Here is a 19,592-nt window from a genome sequence, read left to right on the forward strand (position 1 = left end):
TAATTACGGGGTACAGCGGAGATATGCATAAAAATGGGTCACAGTTGAAGGGGCTAGCCACATAAAGGCTACGCCCCCTTATTTATGGGTGATAAGGTTGTAGGTGATATCGATAGAACCGTGAACATGACAAGCCTTCATTTCCACAGTCGTCGTAAGGAGCAAGATGGGAGGAGAGGAGCGGAGATCCACATCATTATTCTGCCCAACCTGTGTAGACTTGTCATGAGGGCGGAGAATCGCCGGGATTTGATGCAGTATTATTTGGTCTTGTAAGAGGAGGGTTAATTCTCGTCCTTGCTTGCTGCGCTAAGAGAGAGGTGGCACATCGGCCGAAACGCTGCGGATGCGCCGCAACGGGTCAATTATCTTAACAGTAACGCTGAAGGGCTGATCGACGGCCGGGCGGGTTAACCATGCGTAGATGCGATAACTATCCGCATCCCCAACACGAACGATAGCTGAACCGCCCGGGATAGCGTGCGGTAGGTCATTTCGATTGTCAACAGCAGTCAATGCGTCGAGGTGTCCTTCAATGCGGGTAATCGTCGAACCTGCCGCATCACGTGTCTCAAGTACAATGTTGTGAGGACCCAAAGGCGTGACAGCTACAGGTGCATGACTAGTCCAACTAACCAATACTTCGGAGCTACTCGAACCGGGTTCATTGACTTTCAGATCAATGACTTCGGGCGGATTGTTAGGCGGCAGCAGTACGGATACAGCCGAAGAGGCTGGCGAGCGAGCCTCAATCACTCCGCGTTGATCGTCACATGCCGACCAGGCCACGGCACGATACCAGACACGCCGCCACCCGGGAGTGAGTGTATCATCGGTGAAGCTAATTTCGGTACCTGTAACATTGAGAGTGGCAATTGGAGGACCCATGGTATCAACGTTGGTCGCTAGTTTATCGTTAGCGACTCGGTAGAGTTCGATTTTGTCCATGGGAACGCCGTAACCAAGCTTTATGCGTAAGTTGACTAATGCTTGCGCTGACTCTGGTAGCGGTGACACTTCCAACGATGGTGCTACCGGCACGGCTAGACGTGGAGCGGCTACGGCAATAAACTTTTTGCTATTATCCGGCCAACAAGATTCCACCTGGTTATGGCTCATCGCCGTCACAGCGTAGAAGTGCATCACTGTGCTACCTCGAGGAAGTGCCATCTCGTAAACCGTCTCAGGCTCAGTACGAGGGATCAACTCCTTTCGTACTCGCCGGAAAGCGCCACGCAGTGCAGTAAGATTGGCAGCACGCAATACCGCTAGCCGCTCAGTGAAGGGCTTAGTGGTATCTGGTCCTGGTAGACCAAGCGCGGCAAGGAGGGTTGTTTCGGTTGCTTCGTATAGTACATATCCCGCGACATTTACGTCACCAGACCACCTTAACAGCACACGGTTCACACCTGCGATGTCGGACAAGCTGGCCCACTGCGGCTCTTCCGGCACGGTCGGGAGAGGGGGCGGCGTAGTGTCATAAATTTGTGTTCCTACCGCTTGGCAGAAGGGGCTTACGTTCCAGTCTGGGATTGCAATGTGATGAATGTGACACTGGCCTCGAGCCTGAACCTGGAAGAACCGACTACGTTTTCCGGCGAAATGGATGGGGATCGAAACGATCAATCTGTAGAAGCGAACCTCCGGCTCCAACGGATCTCGATCCTGCGCTCCGCCCCAGCCAGCGGCAGGATTTCGTTTGGAGTCGAGGGGGATGACCTCAAAACCACTAGGCTTAGGTTCTTCATAGCCACCAAATTCCAAACGGGTTGTGAACAGCCGACTGTCGGGAGTGTCTTCGTAAGTGCCGATCAACTCGATGAATTCTGGACTGCGATCGGACCAATCCCAGGAAAAATCGACCATGAACGCACCGGACGGATCTGATTTGACTGAAAGAATCGAGGGCGTTTGAGGTGGCTCATCTGGCCCCTGGAATTCAAACGCGGTCCAATGACTCCAGCGGCCAAAAATATCTTGAGCGGCGACCACATAGGCGCAATGCAAGCCGCGTGGGCTAGCAGTCAATTGAGAGTCACTAAAGGTCGAGCGCACGATGTGATCGGCAAAGATCACGGGACGAGCTGTATCTGGCTTGCTGGCAACGAACGGGAGCCAACCTCTCACAGGTTCGGCACGTCTGGTCAACAGGATCTCCGATTGAGGGAAATGAGGGCCAAAACGCCCAACAGCGTAAGTGACCGAGAGACCCGTGTTGTTCGGCGGTAGGAAAGAGTAGTTAGGATTCTCGGACCGATCCCAACTGACGCCGACGGTTTCTAGCGCTGGACCATCAAGTTTTTGCGGCCGATTGTGCCCAATAATGCGGGCGGATAGGCCAGTTGGCGACTCTGGTACGGGTAATTGCTGGTTTACGGTGACAACATCGGCCAATTCGAATTCATACTCCTGATCCTCAACCTGCATTTGGTGGCGCACCGAAACCATGAAGAGATCGTCGGTTTCACCGTCATTGCTTCGCGCGGTGCCAAAGCCCAATGCCAAGGCTGCCAACGGGTCCGTTCCGGCTCCCACCAACAGAAGCCCAAGTGGGTGCCATTCACTACGGGCGGGTTGATTAAGCCCAGCCACAACCCGGCACTGAGGAAGAAGCAAGCGCGGGTTTACCCGCCCAGGGTTAGACTCATCCTTCTCTATTACTACGTACTTTTCATGTTCACGCCCATTTGGCAAGTCGCGGAGCATTGCTTGGATACCGCGCAGTAGCCGGGTTTTAAGCAAATCTTCAAGGTAAGCTTCCAGGTTGGATGGCTCCCAATCGGGTAGCGAGAAGTTGTTCACATTCAACCGGGTCCAGCCGATTCGAGGCGCACCCAGCTGTAGACGTTGAAGGGCTGCTTGGATCGGGGGCAGTGGATTCTGAATCGGCCCTTGATCATTTAGGTCGTAACCAGTATCGTACCACGAATCGTCGACCGGAAGGCCAATGACTTCGAGTGGTTGCCAGCCAGGGATGTTCGCCAATTCCTGGGTGCTCAGGTTGCCGCCTGGATGACGATTCCTCCACAGGATGAAGGGCTGTCGGGGGAGGCCAAGGACAGGGTGCAGTAACCAACGAAATTGGAGGGGAGCTTCATCCATTCCGGTCTGTAGGACGGCGCCTTCGTATCGTAGACGAGTATACTCATCGCTCCAATGTATTCTTGCTGACTGTACTTTAAACAAATGGGGTAAAACCCAACGCGTGCTCATGATTGATCCTCCCAGGGGGCCATTGCCAGGCTGACCGTCTTCAGCACAGCTGTTTTGACGGCAGTATTTCCTTCGAACAGAGTATGATGGGTGCGGCGCAGAGTCAGAGATAGCGTTCCCCCACCTGACGATGGATTAAGTACGACCAGTGCACGACCCCCGCCACTAGAATGGACGAAACGAGATACGAGACGCATGCTGGCTGATGTCTCGAATACGTCTAACCAAGCACAGGGTTGCTGTTGGTATCGGCGCGTACCGTGCTGATCAATCACTTCTTGCGGCACATCACGCCAGCGCCATAACGGTTCGGTGGTCTCTATCAGTAGAGCAAAGGGCTGTGATGGCGCGCCTCCCACACCGTCTTTCCAGATCACCGTCAGGCGGGGGAGCTTCGGCCGAGCAAGATCACCCCAGTGTGCACTCCGTAACGATTTTTCGATATCCTGATCGCTTACCTGTAAGACCGACGATCCCGGATTCTGAGCGGCGAGTGCCTCTAGCGACGCAACATTTGCGATGCGGCGGTGCTGCACTTGTGTATTGTTAACGGCGGCCGCCAGCGCCTCCATACTCTCGTATCGCGAAGTGCTGAAATGTCGCCGGAACATGGGGTACGAAGGTGCGGTGGCAGAAGGCCGCGCTTCAAGGTCGAGAATATAGTCGGTTAGCGGCTCTAGTTTCATCTTCAGTGTAACTAGCTCGTGAGCAACGGTTTGGTGAGCGTCGTTTAAGCAGGGTTGTCCGGCTAGGACTTCGCGTAGAGCACTTTCAAATGGCGTCATGGCAGCTGCCGCAAATCCTACCGGGGGTAATAAACTATCTCCCAGTTTGACTACCGAAGCATCAAAAAAACCCGGCGTCGCCTGCGGGTGATTGCCGGAGGCTGCCTTGACCACAGCGAATAGTTCCTGATTGTAAGACTTGAATAGCTTACGTGTCGCATTTGTGGCAAATACAACTCGAAGTGGGTCGCCATAAAAGAAGAAATTCTCTGCCGGTCCAGGATCAGTCGCCAACACCCATGGATCGAGTCGCTCGGGTGGCTTCGTGTCAGTCTTGAAGCGAAACTGCTGCCTTTTCCCAATCAGTTCCTGGATCTCGCCTACCTTTGGATTGCCATTACCGTCACTGTCCGTCCATTCTACATCATAAGTCAGATCAACCGTATAAATGGCGTTAGGACGAAGAAGGGCTCGCTTGCCCTGATCTGCTCCAAGTGCCCCATTCACAACATTGATATTCTGATTACGAGCTTCGTTGTCATAGCTAAAACGTAAGAATTCGGACTCGAGCTGCCCCTCGATGATCAGTAAACCCCAGTTCGGGCAAAAACCCAATTCCTCCTTCGAGCCACAGTCACTAAAATCGTTCGTGAGGCCAATCTCGATCTGCGTCGTACCCTTCGGTAAATCAGTTTCATAGAATACCAGCTTAGCCCGCTCTGCAATCATTGATAAGCTCTGGAACCAAAAGTTGCAAACCCCTTCTGTTAATGGCTTCCAGGGACGATTGGTATCTTTCCATTCTGAGGGTAATTCGCTCAGGTCGGCTATCACGTGGCTTGTGCCAGGGCGGATGACTTGCTTGAAACCAGTTGTGTTGCCTGCTGCATCCAATGATTGCAAAAGCAGCAGCCCGTTTTCCCATACTGCAGGGTGGACAAAGAGCAGTACACGGACTGTTCGCAATTCGTCGCTGTTCAGGCGAATGGCGTCGGCGAGGGCGTTGAGTTTCCCAGGCCGCAATGTTTGCAATAAATGAGCGAACTGTTGATCATCGTCAATGGCAGGGAGCAAACGTATTCCCGTATGTGGGGCGACCAACAGTCGGTCGGGCTTCCCCTGCCTGGCACATACGAAGGCAGGATCGACAAGAGTCATTCCGTCGGCAAGAAGGTCACCCGAGCGCCATGGCTCCGTCACTTGCAGGTGGGTCTCCGGCGGCGTGCTGCGGAACGTCCCAGGTGAGTCAGGACACGCAAGGCCTTGCAATCTCCATCCGGACGCCGACGTTCCGCCCGGAGCCTGTCGGAACGTCCAGAGAATTTTGGTCGGAGGGGCTACCTCCATGCACACGTTGCCCCAGCGATTCTTGATCCGCAGGTCAAGGCTGGTGGTGCGCTCGGCAGCGGCCGGCGTTGCGTCGGGAATCCAGCTTAACAGGGCCAACTGCACCTCATTATCGTCGCCACCACTTGGCTTGCTGGACCGATCCCACCAAACGATGGGTGTTTCCCCTTCGTCTATGACGGGATTCAGTTGAGCACCATTGACGTCCGTGCCGATGAGCTGGATCGACTTGAGTGTGTAGCGATAAAAACGCTCACCGCGTCGCACCCATCCATTCGGCGGTAGTTTGGAATCAATCGCCTGACTAAAGAACTTGCACGTTGGATCGATGCATGGTCGCATTTCCATTTGCAACACCGGGATGACATCAACAGGTACAATGGGTAACTCCCCAACCCAATTACCGTTGAAATGAGCGGCGTTCCCCAGGCTCCCATCCACTGGACGGTCGACAGCAGAACCGGTCAGTAGAGCAGGGGAGCGGCTGTGAAGTGACAGCGCCCGCAGCAGCGGTTCAGGCTCCGGTGTACCCGGCCGATCGCCCAGCTCTAGCTTGACGCAGCCCTTTACATCGAAAAAAAAGAAATCAACAGAACCGCACACTTCTGCGCCTATGAAGTACCCTGTTGGGCTGATAATCACCTCAGCCGAAGCCGAAGCTTCAATACTGACGATGAACAAGTGCAGTTCACCACGGAGCGACATTTTACCCATAACCAAGAAGGGTTTAAAGCTGATGCCTACGTCTGCCTGAGCGGCGATTTTAAGATACAATCCGATCTCCTCTGGACCCCAGGTGAATGCAGCACGGATGCCGGCAGCCAAAGAAAAACCATGCAACGGGCCGAGCGGAAAGTCTAGAATACCATTACCGTGGATAAGCAGATAACCATCGGCCCGCATTTCCTTTAGGAACTTAACCGAAGCAGGTAAACGTGGTGGGATACCGCCAACATCCAAGTGCCAGTTCTCTGACTGTATGAAATCAAAGTAGGCCTCGACGGGAACGCGGAATTCTAGCAGCGGCTTGATGCTGTAGTCAACGACGATTCCCATCGTAAGAGACTTATCTGGCCGAATATCGATGACCGCAAGAAATTTACCGGTTTCGGGACCTCGCGTAGCAGGGCGCCCTTTTAGAATGTCGGCGTTCATTACCAGTAGTAAGCCCGGGCCAGGGAGCTCGATAACGGCCATCCCCTTGGCGTGGGTCAGAAACCCTCCCTCGACGCTACCGATTACTGCTCCTAAGCCCAGCGCCCAAGCGTTTGCACTAGCTTTCCAAGCATGAATGTTCGTTGCATCGCCTTGGGCGCTATCCACGAACCAATTCAGCGCAGTTTGTGAGGGAAGCTGATTGCGCTGGAAATGCATGCCGAACATGCCAAGCATTCCAAATAGGCCCATACCCGAGTTTGCTAATGGGATGGGCACCGGCAATTCGACACCTAACTTGGCCAGCACGGCGGTGAGCTTTTGACTCGATGAGATGTCTCTAGCGTTCTCAATTTTCAACCCGGCTGCAACGCGCACTCCAAACGGGGGAGTAACTGCCGTATCCAGGCTCCCTTCAAAACCGCCATCCGGCAGCAGCTTAAGGTAGCCACTACCCGACAAAGCGCCGGGTACGTTGATATGAGCGCCAAGTGCGGTCAACGTGGGAAGGGCGAGCGAGTCGATCGGAATACGAACACTGGCACGGTCGACCGTCACCACACCAAGGTCTGCCTTGAGCACCAGGTCGATCTCAAAGTTGAGCGGGTTCTCGCGTGCCATTCGAGCTCCTTCTGGCTGGATAATGTCACCCAGTGGAGCTGGCACCTCCAATAAACCAGGATCGCTTAGGTCGAGGCTGAACCCCTTCGTCGGGTCAAAGACCGGCTTTAGTTGAGGTGTGCCTCCGCCGGGTCCGAAGTCGAGTCGCAGGCCGATTGCCCTTTGACGCACCTTAAGCGGCCGGCGGGTTGCCAGTAGCTTCGTGGAACCGACTTTCATTTTAAAATGCAGCTCGGTTTCCAGGTCAAAGAACAAGAACGCCTCGGTGGGGGCTCCTACCGGCTGTTTGACAACCAACTCGCAGCCATACAGAGTAACCGACTGGGTGCTGACCGACTGGCTGGTCGCAAGCGCACTCGCTGCTCCTGCGCTGAGTCCCAGGTCTACGTAGCCGCTGCTTCCTGCACCCGGAAGGTTAGGGATCAGTAGCGGACTGAAAACGGCATACGCTCCCAGTGTATCTCGGGGCAGGTCTTGCGCAGCCGGGTTTGGGACAGGACGCTGCGTGCGCCAGAGGTAGTTTCGATTACCGTTGGCGTTCAAGGTGAGTGCCGCCTTCCAACCACCATCGAGGGTTAAGCTCAGCACGTAATCAATCAACTCAGAGGGATCTTCCTGCAGACCGACAAGGGCTCTCAACTCGCCCGGCAGGTCAATCTGGCCAGTTAGTTCGAACAAGGTGACCGAATTGCGATTGAGGCGCAGATGAATCGCCATGTTGTGAAGAAATCGCGGGCGTGCCTGTGTGTGAGCGCCATCGGCAAGTCCTAGGCGGAAGTCGCCAGACAGACCGCCTCCGCTCAGGCCCAAGTGGAGATCGTGGCCGCCACCGTGCATCGCCAAAGCGGGGATACCGGGAGGCGAAACATAGATTTCGACGGTAGGGACAAATATCTCCGGCTCACCTGGACCATCAATCTTAAGAATCGCCCGATCAAAGCCGAACCCTAACACAGTAGTACTACGGGGGCCGAAAAGTGCAAAGGGGGGCGTCATCGTCACTTCCTGCGCTTCTGTGGCATTGTGGGAGGGGGCGAGCTTTGCTCTGCTGCCAGTAATCACAAGTAGAAGGTCGGGGAAATGCAGTTCAACTTGACCGGTTGACTCCTGTAAAGTTCCGTCAAGCTTGACTTGTGCGGGGCGTAAATAGGGAAGAGGCACAGTAAATGATAGCAGCTTCAACTCCACTTTCGGCTCTGCATGAGTGGCGTCGGGTGGAACCAGCGTGAAGTCCAGAGGACCCACAGGCAAAGTAAATACCAGAGCATCAGTGGTCTGAGCGGCATGAACACTGACACCATCGTCCGTAACTGTCAAGGTCAGTGGGGTTACATCTACCTTGCCAGTGAACATCTGGTCATTAAAGGGCGGTCTAGGACGAAGGCTGTTCAGGATCTGACCTCTATTGGAGTCTGGGTCAATTTCAACGCCAAAACGCGTCTTTATTACATCCAGCAAAGTTGGAACGGACATTTCAATCCTCCTTAGTAAGAAGGTAGAATCTTTGAGAAAGAGCTTGGCACCCGCCAAGACTAGGACGGGGACTACTTCTGGTGCCAGGAATAACAAGGCGAAACAGCGCAGGTATGCTTAATTTTACGATCTGTTGGTTGTCTTCACCAATTGTTAGAAACGTGGAATTCAGGTCTACAGAAGGGAATCAATGTCAATCGCACCCGGGTCCCAATGGTTTTGACCGGGCACATGTTGGTGACCACACCAGCCGGAGAAGACCGTCCATTCTTGAACCGACATTCGGTTTCCCGGGTTGGCGTTCACTCCCGCTTCATTCAGGAAAGTTCGGCCCGATCTCCTTGGAATTGGCACCAAGTCATCAACCTGTCTCATTACCTCACGAATGAACGCCAAATGTTCAGGGGGAAGATTTGGGGAATCTTTCGCCCGACCGACGATTTCGATCTGCACGCAATGGGCCGAGTTAGACGCCAGAGTGCCACCTGCGTCTCCCATTGACCTCGCCCCGACGTTCAATGGAATATACTGGACTATCTTCAGAGTCTTCGGGTCTATGACAAGATGTGGCCAGATTCTTTTGGAGTCAAATTCCCCCTCTGCACCGGAAAGGTTATCTCCCTCTGTCGTGTGCAGCACCCCACGCCAAGGCATAGGCTTGTACTTCGGCCCGACGGGTTGTCTTGGTCGCTTTTCGGCTCCCGGAACCCAGATCTCGTGACTCAAATCGAGCAGATCGAACGCCGGCCCCAGGTCAGCCACAATACCTGACTCTTTCATACCAGGCCAGTAATCAGCGATCGACAAGGGTGGGTTGTAGCCGTCGTCCACCTTGTCCATAGCGATGTCGTAACGAACATACTTGTCCTTCTTAAAGAAGTAAACCTTACCGTCACCCCAGTTTATTGCGGTATCCAGATCCTTATCAAAGCCAACCTCCTTCATACCGTGCCAGTAATCAGCGATCGACAAGGGGGGATTGTAGCCGTCGTCCACCTTGTCCATAGCGATATCGTAACGAACATACTTGTCCTTCTTGAAGAAGTAAACCTTACCGTTACCCCAGTTTATTGCGGTATCCAGATCCTTATCAAAGCCAACCTCCTTCATACCGTGCCAGTAATCAGCGATCGACAAGGGTGGGTTGTAGCCGTCGTCCACCTTGTCCATAGCGATGTCGTAACGAACATACTTGTCCTTCTTGAAGAAGTAAACCTTTCCGTCACCCCAGTTTATTGCAGTATCCAGATCCTTATCAAAGCCAACCTCCTTCATACCCTGCCAGTAATCAGCGATGCACAAGGGTGGGTTGTAGCCGTCGTCCACCATGTCATCACCTCGATCGTAGCGTACGTATTTATCCCTAGCAAAGAAATAAACCTTTGTTCCCATAGTTTTTCCACCTTTTTTATTGATAACAGCCATTAGCTTTGCAATCATGTACTTCATTTTATAAAGTAAAAACGGCTTACTAACCCAAATATGCCTCTTTATTATGAGGTTACGAGTAAAATATTGTTTAATTTTCCCTATGGATTGTTCCCTTTTAAAATCTTAATATGCAAATAACGGAACTTTATTTGGATTTAATTAGACCCTATTACTGTAGAGTGATAGAAACTCCGTCTGTACTAGCATTTCTAAACTCTTTAATTATGAGAGAGAAAATGGCAACATCTAAGTCAAATGAATTAGGCAGAAAAATACCCGCCAAGGTAATGCATCTGGAGGGGGGGACCTGATTTGACCGCCGCTTATACAGCAAAAGAGCTAAACGTGGACGCTGGTGATCGCGTAGTCTTTCTACATGAGTTGAATGGATGGAGCTGGTGCGAATTAGAGAGCACCGGGGAATGCGGCTGGATTCCAAATGAATGTCTCAGCACGGAACGATAAAGCCGAGAAAGGGGCCTTCCAACTGTGGGGGTCCCTTTTCGTTATCCACCAAAATGAAGCAAAAACTACATTTTCTAAGAGGTATTGAAGTGATTTCTTGCAAGAGATATACTATTCTCAAAATTAAAACAAATACGAATGATAAAGGAGCTTCAGGCATGGCACAACTCGTAAAAGAACGGATTCGGAAGCAGTATGGAAAACTGACAGCAAGCCAAAAAATCATCTGTAAGATCGCGATTGAAAAGCCGAGCTTACTTGCGATCCATACCGCCAAAAAAATCGCGGAGTTTACGAATACCAGTGAAGCGACCGTCATTCGCTTTTGTTACGCATTGGGTTACTCTGGATACACAGAGCTTCAGGAAGAAATCAAAAAGTCTCTATTAATAGGTGATCAAAGGAAGGGGCCGATCCAGAAATATCGAGACACCGGGGTTACACTCGATCAGAGCAATTACGCACATCAAGTGATGGAAAGTGATATTGCGTATCTCCAGCAAGGCTTGCAGCAAATTGACTACACGTTGCTCCATGAGGTGGTCAAAAGCATCGTGCAGGCAAACCGAATTGTAGTGGTAGGATTTCGTTGGTGCCATATTCCTGCAAAATGGTTGTTCTCAGCGTTGAATGCCATCAAAGGAAACACACATCTATATACGGGAGCAGTTGATAACGCAGATTATTTTCTCACCGAACGAGATCAGGAATGGTTGGTCATCGCGATATCATTTCCTCGTCATCCTAGCGAGACAGTCGCCATGGTCCATTCAGCAAAAGAGCTGGGAGCGAAGATTTTGGCGATTACGGAAGGAGAGTTCTCCCCCATCAGCCAAATCGCAGATCATCTTCTGAAAATCACCACCCCCCAACCCGTTGCCACTAGCGGTATGCCCACATTATTCTCCATGCTAAATGTCTTAATCAAAGGCGTCATGCTCCACGACGCGGAAAATGTCCAGAAACGATTACAGCACTATGATGAAATCAGCTCGAAGCTATACTCGTTTGTCGGAGAGGATGAGGAAGACTTCTCGATCTTTTGAAAGCAGAAAAAATGAGAAAAGGGAAAGGGGAATCCTGCCAATGACCAAGCCGATTTGGTTTACTGCGACTGGTGACAGCTTTATTACACGCAATCTGCCATACAGAGACCAAGCTTTTCAAGAGGTTTCCAGCTTGCTGCACCGTGCCGACGTACGCATTGCGAATCTGGAGACAACCGTACATGATAATGAGGGCTATCCCAGCGCGCAAAGCGGAGGCACGTGGGCGATGTCACCACCTTCCGTTTTGCAAGTCATGAAAGATTACGGCTTTAACATGATTGGCTGGGCGAATAACCATACGCTCGATTATTTGTATGGCGGACTAGAAGCAACCGAACGATATCTCAATGAGTATGGCTTCGTCCATGCTGGCGTAGGCAAAAATCTCGCAGAAGCGGGGGCTCCGCGTTATCTCGAATGCGAAGGGGCCAGGGTAGCCTTGATCGCTGCAACGTCGACTTTTCATCCATGGTGGGCGGCCGGAGATCAGCGTTCGGATAGTATCGGCAGACCAGGGATCAATCCGATGCGCTATGTCATGACACACCACATTACAGAAGAAAAGCTCGCTGATCTGAGGGCCATTGCGGAATCGACGGACATTAACGCCTTCAACAAGCTTCTCATCGAGGAAGGCTTCATGAACGATCCGGGCAAGGAGATCTTTCTCTTTGGAAATGCACGTTTCATGGTAAGCGACGAAGAGGGGACGACTACCCAACCGCATCCGCGCGATCTGAACAGAATCGTCAAAACGATTGAGGAGGCAAATAGGCGGGCTGATTACGTCATCGTGAGTATTCACGCACATGAAATGAAGGGAGAAGCGAAAGAGATTGCAGCTGATTTCTTGCCTGTTTTTGCAAAAGCTTGCATCGATGCAGGCGCACATGCTGTTGTAGGACACGGCCCCCATCTATTGCGAGGCATTGAAATCTACAAAAATCGGCCGATCTTTTACAGCTTGGGAGATTTTATTTTTCAGACAGAAGCAGTTACGAGTCAACCCGCTGATTTCTACGAGCACTATGGCCTGAATCACACCCATAATGTGGCAGATGCGTTGGAAGCGATGAGTGCCAACTACACACGAGGACTCTGTGTGCACAAAGAGGTGTGGGAGTCGGTTATTCCCATGTGGAAAATGCAAGATGGTGAGCTGCTCGAACTGGAGCTGCATCCGATTGAATTAGGCTTTGATCTGCCTGTACATCGTATGGGGTGGCCGAAATTAAGCGGGGATACCTCAATCCTGGAGGGGCTCAAGACTTTAAGTGAATCATATGGCACAGTGATTGAGATCATGGATGGAATTGGGCGCGTCAGGCTTTCAAAATAGCGGGGAATCATGGCAGTCTATTTCCTAGACAAATGGAGTGATTCACATGATGGCCAGAATCACAATGGTTATGTTGTTTGTGCTATACATGATCAATTATGCGGATAAAACGATTGCGGGATATTCTGCCGTGCCGATTATGACTGAATTTTCGCTGAACGAGAAAGATTGGGGACTTGTCGGAAGCAGTTTTTTCTGGTTTTTCTCCATTGCAGGGATTGTAGGCGCGGCATTGTCGGACCGTATCGGGACGAAAAAAATGCTGGCGATCATGGCACTGTCCTGGACGGTCATCCAATTCGGCGCTTATGCAATCGCGGGTTTGCCGATGCTTGTCGTTGCGCGGGTATTGCTTGGAATAGGCGAAGGGCCATTTTGGGCAACGGTTGTCAGCCATTTGAACAAATGGTTTCCCGAAGAAAAGCGTGGACTGGTTTATTCAACCGTGAACTTCGGTGCATTCGTCGGTGCGGTTGCCTCCGCACCGATGATCGTCGCGCTAATTGATAGCTATGGATGGCGGTTTTCCTGGGCGTTTATGGGTGCACTCAGTCTGATATGGCTCTTGGTCTGGATCTGGATTGGAAAAGAAAAACCACTTGTCAGCGTCGCTCCTGCAAAAGTAGAAGCTCCCGTCTTATCAAAAGCGAAATGGTCGGATATATCCGGTGTCTTGCTCTCATCCACGTTTCTATTCTGTTTTTTAATCTATTTCGCACAAATTTGGGGGACCACCTTCGCATCCGTATGGGAGCCTGTTTATCTCGTCAAGGTTTTCCAGTTTACAAATCAAGAAATGGCCTATGCGATTGCTGGCACGGGACTTTTGGCTGGACTGATGACCATACTGATTTCATCGATTGGCGATCGTTTCTTTAAAAAGCATCGTAGCTATCGCAAATCATACGTTCTGGTTGGTGGTGTTTCGATTATTTTAGGGGGACTGTGTTTTTACGGTGTTACCCTTGTTCAATCTACGGTACTTGTTTTGATCCTTTTGTGCCTAGGAAAAGGATTTGCCTTTTCTGTGGGGACAGCTGCTTCTGTTATTGTTAGCAGCTTGTTGCCGGAACGAACTGGACTTTTGGTAGGCGTATTGTCCAGCCTGGTTACATTGGCAGGGATCATCTCACCGCTGGTAACGGGCTCTATCGTTCAGTCAGCCGGAGATATTGGCACTGGTTTTGGCAACGCCATGATCGTGAACGGGTTGCTCTTTGTCATTTGCGGCGTGCTTTTCCTACTCTTTGTGAAGCGCAATGAACAAGTCAGTCAAACAGCACCGCCAATCTCCCATGTTTCCTAAAAGTAATACTTTATAGGCTTGGTTCTAGATGTTAAAATTTTCTGAAAAGGAGGTAGATGTGTGGTGTATCATTTGAATGAAAGCCTCATGCAGAGCGCGAAACAGTTTGCGGATCGTCCAGCCTTTGTCTTTATGGGAGAAACGACTACGTATGCACAATTCAATCAGCAGGTCGAACATCTCGCAGCAGGACTTGCCCAGCACGGGATTGGAAAAGGGGATGCTGTCGCCCTACTCATGGATAATCGGCCGCATTTTGTTAGCGCTTACTATGCGATACTCCGCGTAGGAGCTGTTGTTGTTCCCATGAACCCCATCTATACGGCGCGCGAAATTCGCTTCATTCTATCGAACAGTAAAGCAAAGGCAGCCATCGCCTTATCCGCGTTGCAGCCGGTACTAACCCCGATGAAAGACCAAATAGAAGATTTGCAGCTTCTCATCTACACGGAATCCATTGAAAATGAAATCACGATCGATCAGCTTGTACAGGAAGGGCAAGAGTCAGAGGCAGGGTACGTGGAGCCGGAACGAAACGAAGATGACCTCGCTGTAATCCTGTACACATCAGGTACAACTGGTCAGCCAAAGGGTGCGATGCTCTCCCACCGCAATATGGATTCGAATGCAGAAGCGATGGGGATATTGTTCGAGCTGGTGGCCGAAGATCGCATGGTCGCGGTACTTCCGATGTTTCACGTCTTCTGCATGACGGTGTGCATGAATGGCCCGATTCGCACGGGAGCAGCCATTATTATCGTGCCGAAATTTCATCCAGTAGACGTCCTCCATACGATTCGGGAGCAAAAAGCCACCTGTTTCGCAGGTGTTCCGACTATGTACAATTATCTGCTCCAGCTGCCGACTGCGACAAAAGAAGATTTCTCCTCTATTCGGATATATTGCTCGGGAGGTGCATCCATGCCCGTCGAGCTCCTGCATAAGTTCGAAGCGAAATATGATGCCAAGGTACTGGAGGGCTACGGTTTGTCAGAAGCAGCTCCAGCTACAACCTTTAACCCATTGCACGGGACTAGAAAGCCAGGATCGGTTGGAGTCGATATCCCACTTGTGAAGAACAAGGTCGTCGATCCCGAAGGTAACGAAGTCGCACGTGGGGAAGTGGGTGAATTGGTAGTACAAGGGCCAAACGTTATGATAGGGTACCTCGGGTTGCCAGATGATACGGCCGCGGCGCTTCGAGATGGTTGGCTGTATACGGGAGACATGGCTCGTATGGATGAAGAAGGATATGTGTACATCGTTGATCGCAAAAAAGACATGATTCTCGTTGACGGCTATAACGTATACCCGCGTGAGGTAGAAGAAGTGCTTTACCAGCATCCTGCGATTATCGAGGCGGCTGTGATCGGGATTCCCGATGAGGTGCATGGCGAAGCAGTCAAGGCATTTGTGGCATTGAAGGAAATAGCGGTTTCTCAAGAGGAAATCATGGCATTTTGTCGTGACAAGCTGGCGAAATACAAAGTTCCTCGTCAGGTCGAATTCGTAGCAGAGCTTCCCAAAAACAGTACAGGGAAAATCTTGCGTCGCTCGTTGCGCACCTCTTAAACGATCGCACGAAGAAATGAAAAATGCCAGCTCACACCATGATCCTTTTGTTGTAAGCTGGTTTTTTCGTGTCATCGACCTGCACGAGTTTCAGTTTGTAGAATGTAGAACGGGATGTGGAGGTGCTTGGATTGCTGCGTTTGATTCATGCAACGGAGGAATATGAATACGATCAAGCACGTGAACTTTTCTTGGAGTATGTAGATTCATTAGGAGTGGATTTGAGCTTTCAAAACATTGCAACCGAATTGCAAAATATACCGGGCGAATACGTACCCCCTGCCGGTTGTATTTTGCTGGCGTTAGATAACGAGCAGCCAGCAGGATGTGTTGCCTTACGAAAAATAGATGATCAAGTTTGCGAAATGAAGAGATTGTACGTGAAGCCTGAATGGACGGGAAGAGGCTTAGGGAAAAAATTAGCCTTGGCGATCATGGACGAAGCAAAATTACGAGGCTATTCGTTCATCCGATTAGATACGCTTCCTACGATGGAACAAGCGATTCAGCTGTACCGCTCATTGGAATTTTATCCAATTGAACCCTATCGTTTTAATCCGATTGAAGGCACGCTGTATATGGAGAAAAAGCTAAAATAAAACAATTGCAAAGGGGCCTCCCAACGATACAAACCTAGAATCATTAGGTCGAGGGGAGGCTTTTTTCTGTTCTTTACACTCACCTTTATGTAAGTAACTGAACAAAATGTGCATACTTACAAATTTGCAGCAAGCATTTTATACTCATAAAACAACAAACCTTCAAGGAGGAACCTACTTTGAAAACTCTTGTCATCGTCACTCATCCAAGCATCGAAACATCCGTTATCAATAAGCGATGGGTAGAAGAACTCAAAAAATATCCAGAAAAGTATACCGTCCATGAATTGCATAAGGCATACCCAGATGGAAACATTGATGTGGAAAAAGAACAGCAATGGATTGAATCGCATGAGAATCTTGTTTTACAGTTCCCGGTTTACTGGTTTAATTGTCCGCCGCTCCTGAAAAAATGGCTTGACGATGTTTTCGCATATGGGTGGGCATACGGTTCAAAGGGAGGCGATAAATTAAAGAATCGCAAAGCTGCATTAGCCGTATCTGCTGGAATTAGGAAAGAGGATTATCAGGAAGAGGGAAGATATCGGTATACACTTGAGCAAATATTGACCCCTTTTGAAACAACCTTCCGTTACTGCCATGCGGATTATCGTTCATTCTTTGCGTACTATGGTGCAGAGACTGAGTCAGGCGAAAATGTACCTGGTGAAGAACTTGAGGCGACCGGCAGCGTATTGGATAAGAGCGCGCAAGATTATGTGAAATTCATTGATAACCTGTAAGAAGACCCATGAAAAAAGAAGTATTTCCTCGTTTGGGAGATACTTCTTTTCCTGTTAGAAATAATCGTTATGCCTGCTGTTTTACATCCTCCTGAGGGGGCAAGCTGTTTTTCTCTCCCCAGTCGCACATCATATTTAACAAGGGGATGAGAGAAAGACCACGCTCTGATAAGGAATATTCCACTTTGGGAGGGACTTGGGGAAATTCCTTGCGGATGATCAAGTCGTCTGCCTCCAGCTCTTTTAACATCAAGCTCAGGGTTTTAAAGGAAATGGTACCGATACTTCGCTTCAGCTCATTATGCCGCATCACCTTATTTTCAGCGAGCCAATACAAAATGATCATTTTATATTTCCCGCCTATTAAAGACAACGTATATCCAAAGCCAGTGTCTTTCAGCTCCACACCAGTCGGAACACAGGTTTCACGCACAAAGTACACTCTCCTTTGGGAAGTATGGTTTTAAATGCACATACTCTACCATACAACATTATGCAACTTTTTTGAATGTGATGTAAAGGAAGAAAAGGGTGAGCCTTTCTGATTTGACACCATTTTTTGATGAAGCACGCTAAGCTTTTATACTTGCAGTTGACTTTGCCCTTAGGGGAAGGGGTATAAGTAGAATATCGATACAGAATGAACAAGGGAGGTGAGCCTGTGCTATCAATCGGAGAATTCTCAAAGATATGTGGAGTGTCTACCAAAACGCTTCGTTATTATGCTGAAATCGGACTAATGAACCCAGACGAGATTAATCCTGAAAATGGCTATCGGTATTATTCCATCAAGCAACTGAAAAAGATGATCTTCATCAACCGTTTGAAATCGTATCATTTTTCGCTGGACGAAATAAAAGCCATTTTGGAATGGGAAGAAGATCAGTCGGAAGAGAAGCTTGTTTCCGCCCTTCTTCGCAAGCAAAGGGAGATGTATGAAAAACGAAACGCTTTGGACTATTCCTTAAAACAACTGAATCATGATCTTTCCAAAATTGAGCAGGGTATCCCCATGATGTCATACCTTGACAACATAGAAGTACAGCTTGTGGAGACCCAGCTGATCCATCTTCTTTCTATACGTCAGATGATGACGAGTGATGATTATGCAACAGGATATGGAAAATATTTCAGTAAGCTGTATGAAAGGATTGCGACTGAAAAGCTCACCTTGTTCGGTACGCCGATGACGATCTATCATAGCCCTGAATTCAATCCCGCAGGAAATGATACCGAGTTTGCGCTTCCGGTCGCGGAAGCTGTAAAAGGAACAAGAGATCTGCCAGGGGGACTTTGTGCAAAGTCAGTATGTAAGGGTCTTTACTCAGAATTGACTGCGGTATATGCCAGATTGCGGGAATGGGTAGAAAATGAAGGTTATGAATTGGTGAGATCACCCTACGAAGTCTATGTAACCGCAGCCGATCAAGCAAGTGTTCCTGAGGAGCTTGTTACGGAGGTGTATTTTCCAGTCAGAAAAAAATGACATTCTCTTGTAGAGGAGGGAATTATCATGCAAAGAAGCGATTGGCCCACTACAGAATGGCAAGCAGTAGATCCGGCCCTCTTGAACATAGACGCTGAAAAACTAGGGGAGGTAGACCCTCTCATAAAAGCCGCGTACAGCAACATAAATGGGATCGTGATTGTGAGAAATGGGTATATCGCCCATGAAAGCTACTATCATGGCTATGGACCAAAAGATAAGCACCATGTAGCGTCTGTAACGAAAAGTATTCTATCGGCTCTCATTGGTATTGCCATAGAGGAACGGTTTATCAAAAATGTCGACCAAAAGGTGCTAGAATTTTTTCCAGATTATACACCCGATCATAAGGATACGCAAAAACAAGAAATCACCATTCGCCATCTCCTCACGATGACAGCCCCCTATCCTTTTGAGGACTGGCACGAACCACTGGACAAGATGTGTATGCAGTCCGATTGGGTAACCTATACCCTGGATATGCTCGGGCAAAAAGGAGAGATTGGAGCGTTTAAGTATTCGACTGCTGGGGCGCATCTGCTTTCAGCCATCCTCACGCGCAGCACAGGAAAAAGTGCTCGAGAATTCGCCAACGAACGCTTGTTTACACCCATCGGTATGGAAGTAATCCCGGATTATGAAATGAAGGCGTTTGCATTTGAAGATTTATTCGGGAAAGAAGTGAGAGGATGGGTGAAGGATCCAACTAACAACTCCGCAGGAGGATGGGGTCTCACGTTAACTCCCCGTGACATGGCACGTTTTGGTTGGCTCTATCTGAATCGTGGCTGTTGGGGCAATCATCAGATCATTCCAGAGGCTTGGATAGATGAATCACTAGCAATGACCCCCAATCCATACGGGTATCTATGGTGGTTGCGTGAAGAGGACGGTGTTTTTGCATACGCAGCAATGGGCGATGGCGGTCATGTTATCTGTTGCATCCCAGAAAAAAACCTCGTTGTAGCCATTGCATCGGAATTCATGCCGAATCCTCGGGATCGATGGACGCTAATCAAGGAGCATATTATCGGGGCGGTAATCTAAGGCATCAGATAGGAATGAAAC

The 19,592-nt window shown here is 49.8% G+C and carries 13 protein-coding genes; 9 read left to right on the plus strand and 4 right to left on the minus strand.

The window, feature by feature from the left end:
• Positions 1-309: 309 nt before the first annotated feature.
• From POF51_RS00930 to POF51_RS00940, 3 genes are all read right to left on the minus strand, one after another.
• Positions 310-3,213 (minus strand): hypothetical protein, encoded by a 2,904-nt coding sequence (locus POF51_RS00930; RefSeq protein WP_069844857.1) that lies wholly within the window; start codon positions 3,211-3,213, stop codon positions 310-312.
• Positions 3,210-8,534 (minus strand): hypothetical protein, encoded by a 5,325-nt coding sequence (locus tag POF51_RS00935; RefSeq protein WP_271753304.1) that lies wholly within the window; start codon positions 8,532-8,534, stop codon positions 3,210-3,212. Before POF51_RS00935 ends, POF51_RS00930 begins: the two co-directional genes overlap by 4 nt.
• A 174-nt stretch (positions 8,535-8,708) precedes the next feature.
• A complete protein-coding gene (locus POF51_RS00940; protein ID WP_069844859.1) occupies positions 8,709-9,926 on the minus strand; it encodes a hemopexin repeat-containing protein in 1,218 nt (405 codons plus the stop codon).
• 351 nt (positions 9,927-10,277) lie between these two features.
• On the opposite strand from POF51_RS00940, the gene POF51_RS00945 reads away from it, so the two are divergent.
• The 7 genes from POF51_RS00945 (at position 10,278) to POF51_RS00975 (ending at position 17,038) form a co-directional block, all read left to right on the plus strand.
• A complete protein-coding gene (locus tag POF51_RS00945) occupies positions 10,278-10,430 on the plus strand; it encodes an SH3 domain-containing protein (protein WP_170831547.1) in 153 nt (50 codons plus the stop codon).
• A 158-nt stretch (positions 10,431-10,588) separates the two neighbouring features.
• Entirely contained in the window at positions 10,589-11,476 is an 888-nt protein-coding gene (locus tag POF51_RS00950; protein WP_069845463.1) for a MurR/RpiR family transcriptional regulator, read from the plus strand.
• Positions 11,477-11,516: 40 nt separating this feature from the next.
• Positions 11,517-12,818 (plus strand): CapA family protein, encoded by a 1,302-nt coding sequence (locus tag POF51_RS00955; RefSeq protein WP_069844860.1) that lies wholly within the window; start codon positions 11,517-11,519, stop codon positions 12,816-12,818.
• Between the two features lie 46 nt (positions 12,819-12,864).
• Positions 12,865-14,124, plus strand: coding sequence for an MFS transporter (locus tag POF51_RS00960; protein ID WP_069844861.1), 1,260 nt, complete (start codon positions 12,865-12,867; stop codon positions 14,122-14,124).
• 63 nt (positions 14,125-14,187) lie between these two features.
• A complete protein-coding gene (locus POF51_RS00965; protein ID WP_271754163.1) occupies positions 14,188-15,696 on the plus strand; it encodes a fatty acid--CoA ligase family protein in 1,509 nt (502 codons plus the stop codon).
• 122 nt (positions 15,697-15,818) lie between these two features.
• Complete coding sequence (locus tag POF51_RS00970; protein ID WP_244521666.1) at positions 15,819-16,295, plus strand: GNAT family N-acetyltransferase; 477 nt, start codon at positions 15,819-15,821, stop codon at positions 16,293-16,295.
• A gap of 179 nt (positions 16,296-16,474) precedes the next feature.
• Positions 16,475-17,038 carry an NAD(P)H-dependent oxidoreductase gene (locus tag POF51_RS00975; RefSeq protein ID WP_069844863.1) on the plus strand — a complete coding sequence of 188 codons (564 nt, stop codon included), beginning with the start codon at positions 16,475-16,477 and terminating at the stop codon, positions 17,036-17,038.
• 67 nt (positions 17,039-17,105) lie between these two features.
• Here POF51_RS00975 and POF51_RS00980 read toward each other — a convergent pair whose 3' ends face one another.
• Positions 17,106-17,471, minus strand: coding sequence for a winged helix-turn-helix transcriptional regulator (locus tag POF51_RS00980; protein ID WP_069844864.1), 366 nt, complete (start codon positions 17,469-17,471; stop codon positions 17,106-17,108).
• Between the two features lie 228 nt (positions 17,472-17,699).
• On the opposite strand from POF51_RS00980, the gene POF51_RS00985 reads away from it, so the two are divergent.
• Entirely contained in the window at positions 17,700-18,524 is an 825-nt protein-coding gene (locus POF51_RS00985; protein ID WP_069844865.1) for a MerR family transcriptional regulator, read from the plus strand.
• 27 nt (positions 18,525-18,551) lie between these two features.
• Complete coding sequence (locus POF51_RS00990; RefSeq protein ID WP_069844866.1) at positions 18,552-19,571, plus strand: serine hydrolase domain-containing protein; 1,020 nt, start codon at positions 18,552-18,554, stop codon at positions 19,569-19,571.
• Positions 19,572-19,592: the final 21 nt, after the last annotated feature.

The organism is Brevibacillus sp. AG, from assembly GCF_028369215.1.
Taxonomy (GTDB): Bacteria; Bacillota; Bacilli; order Brevibacillales; family Brevibacillaceae; genus Brevibacillus; species Brevibacillus porteri.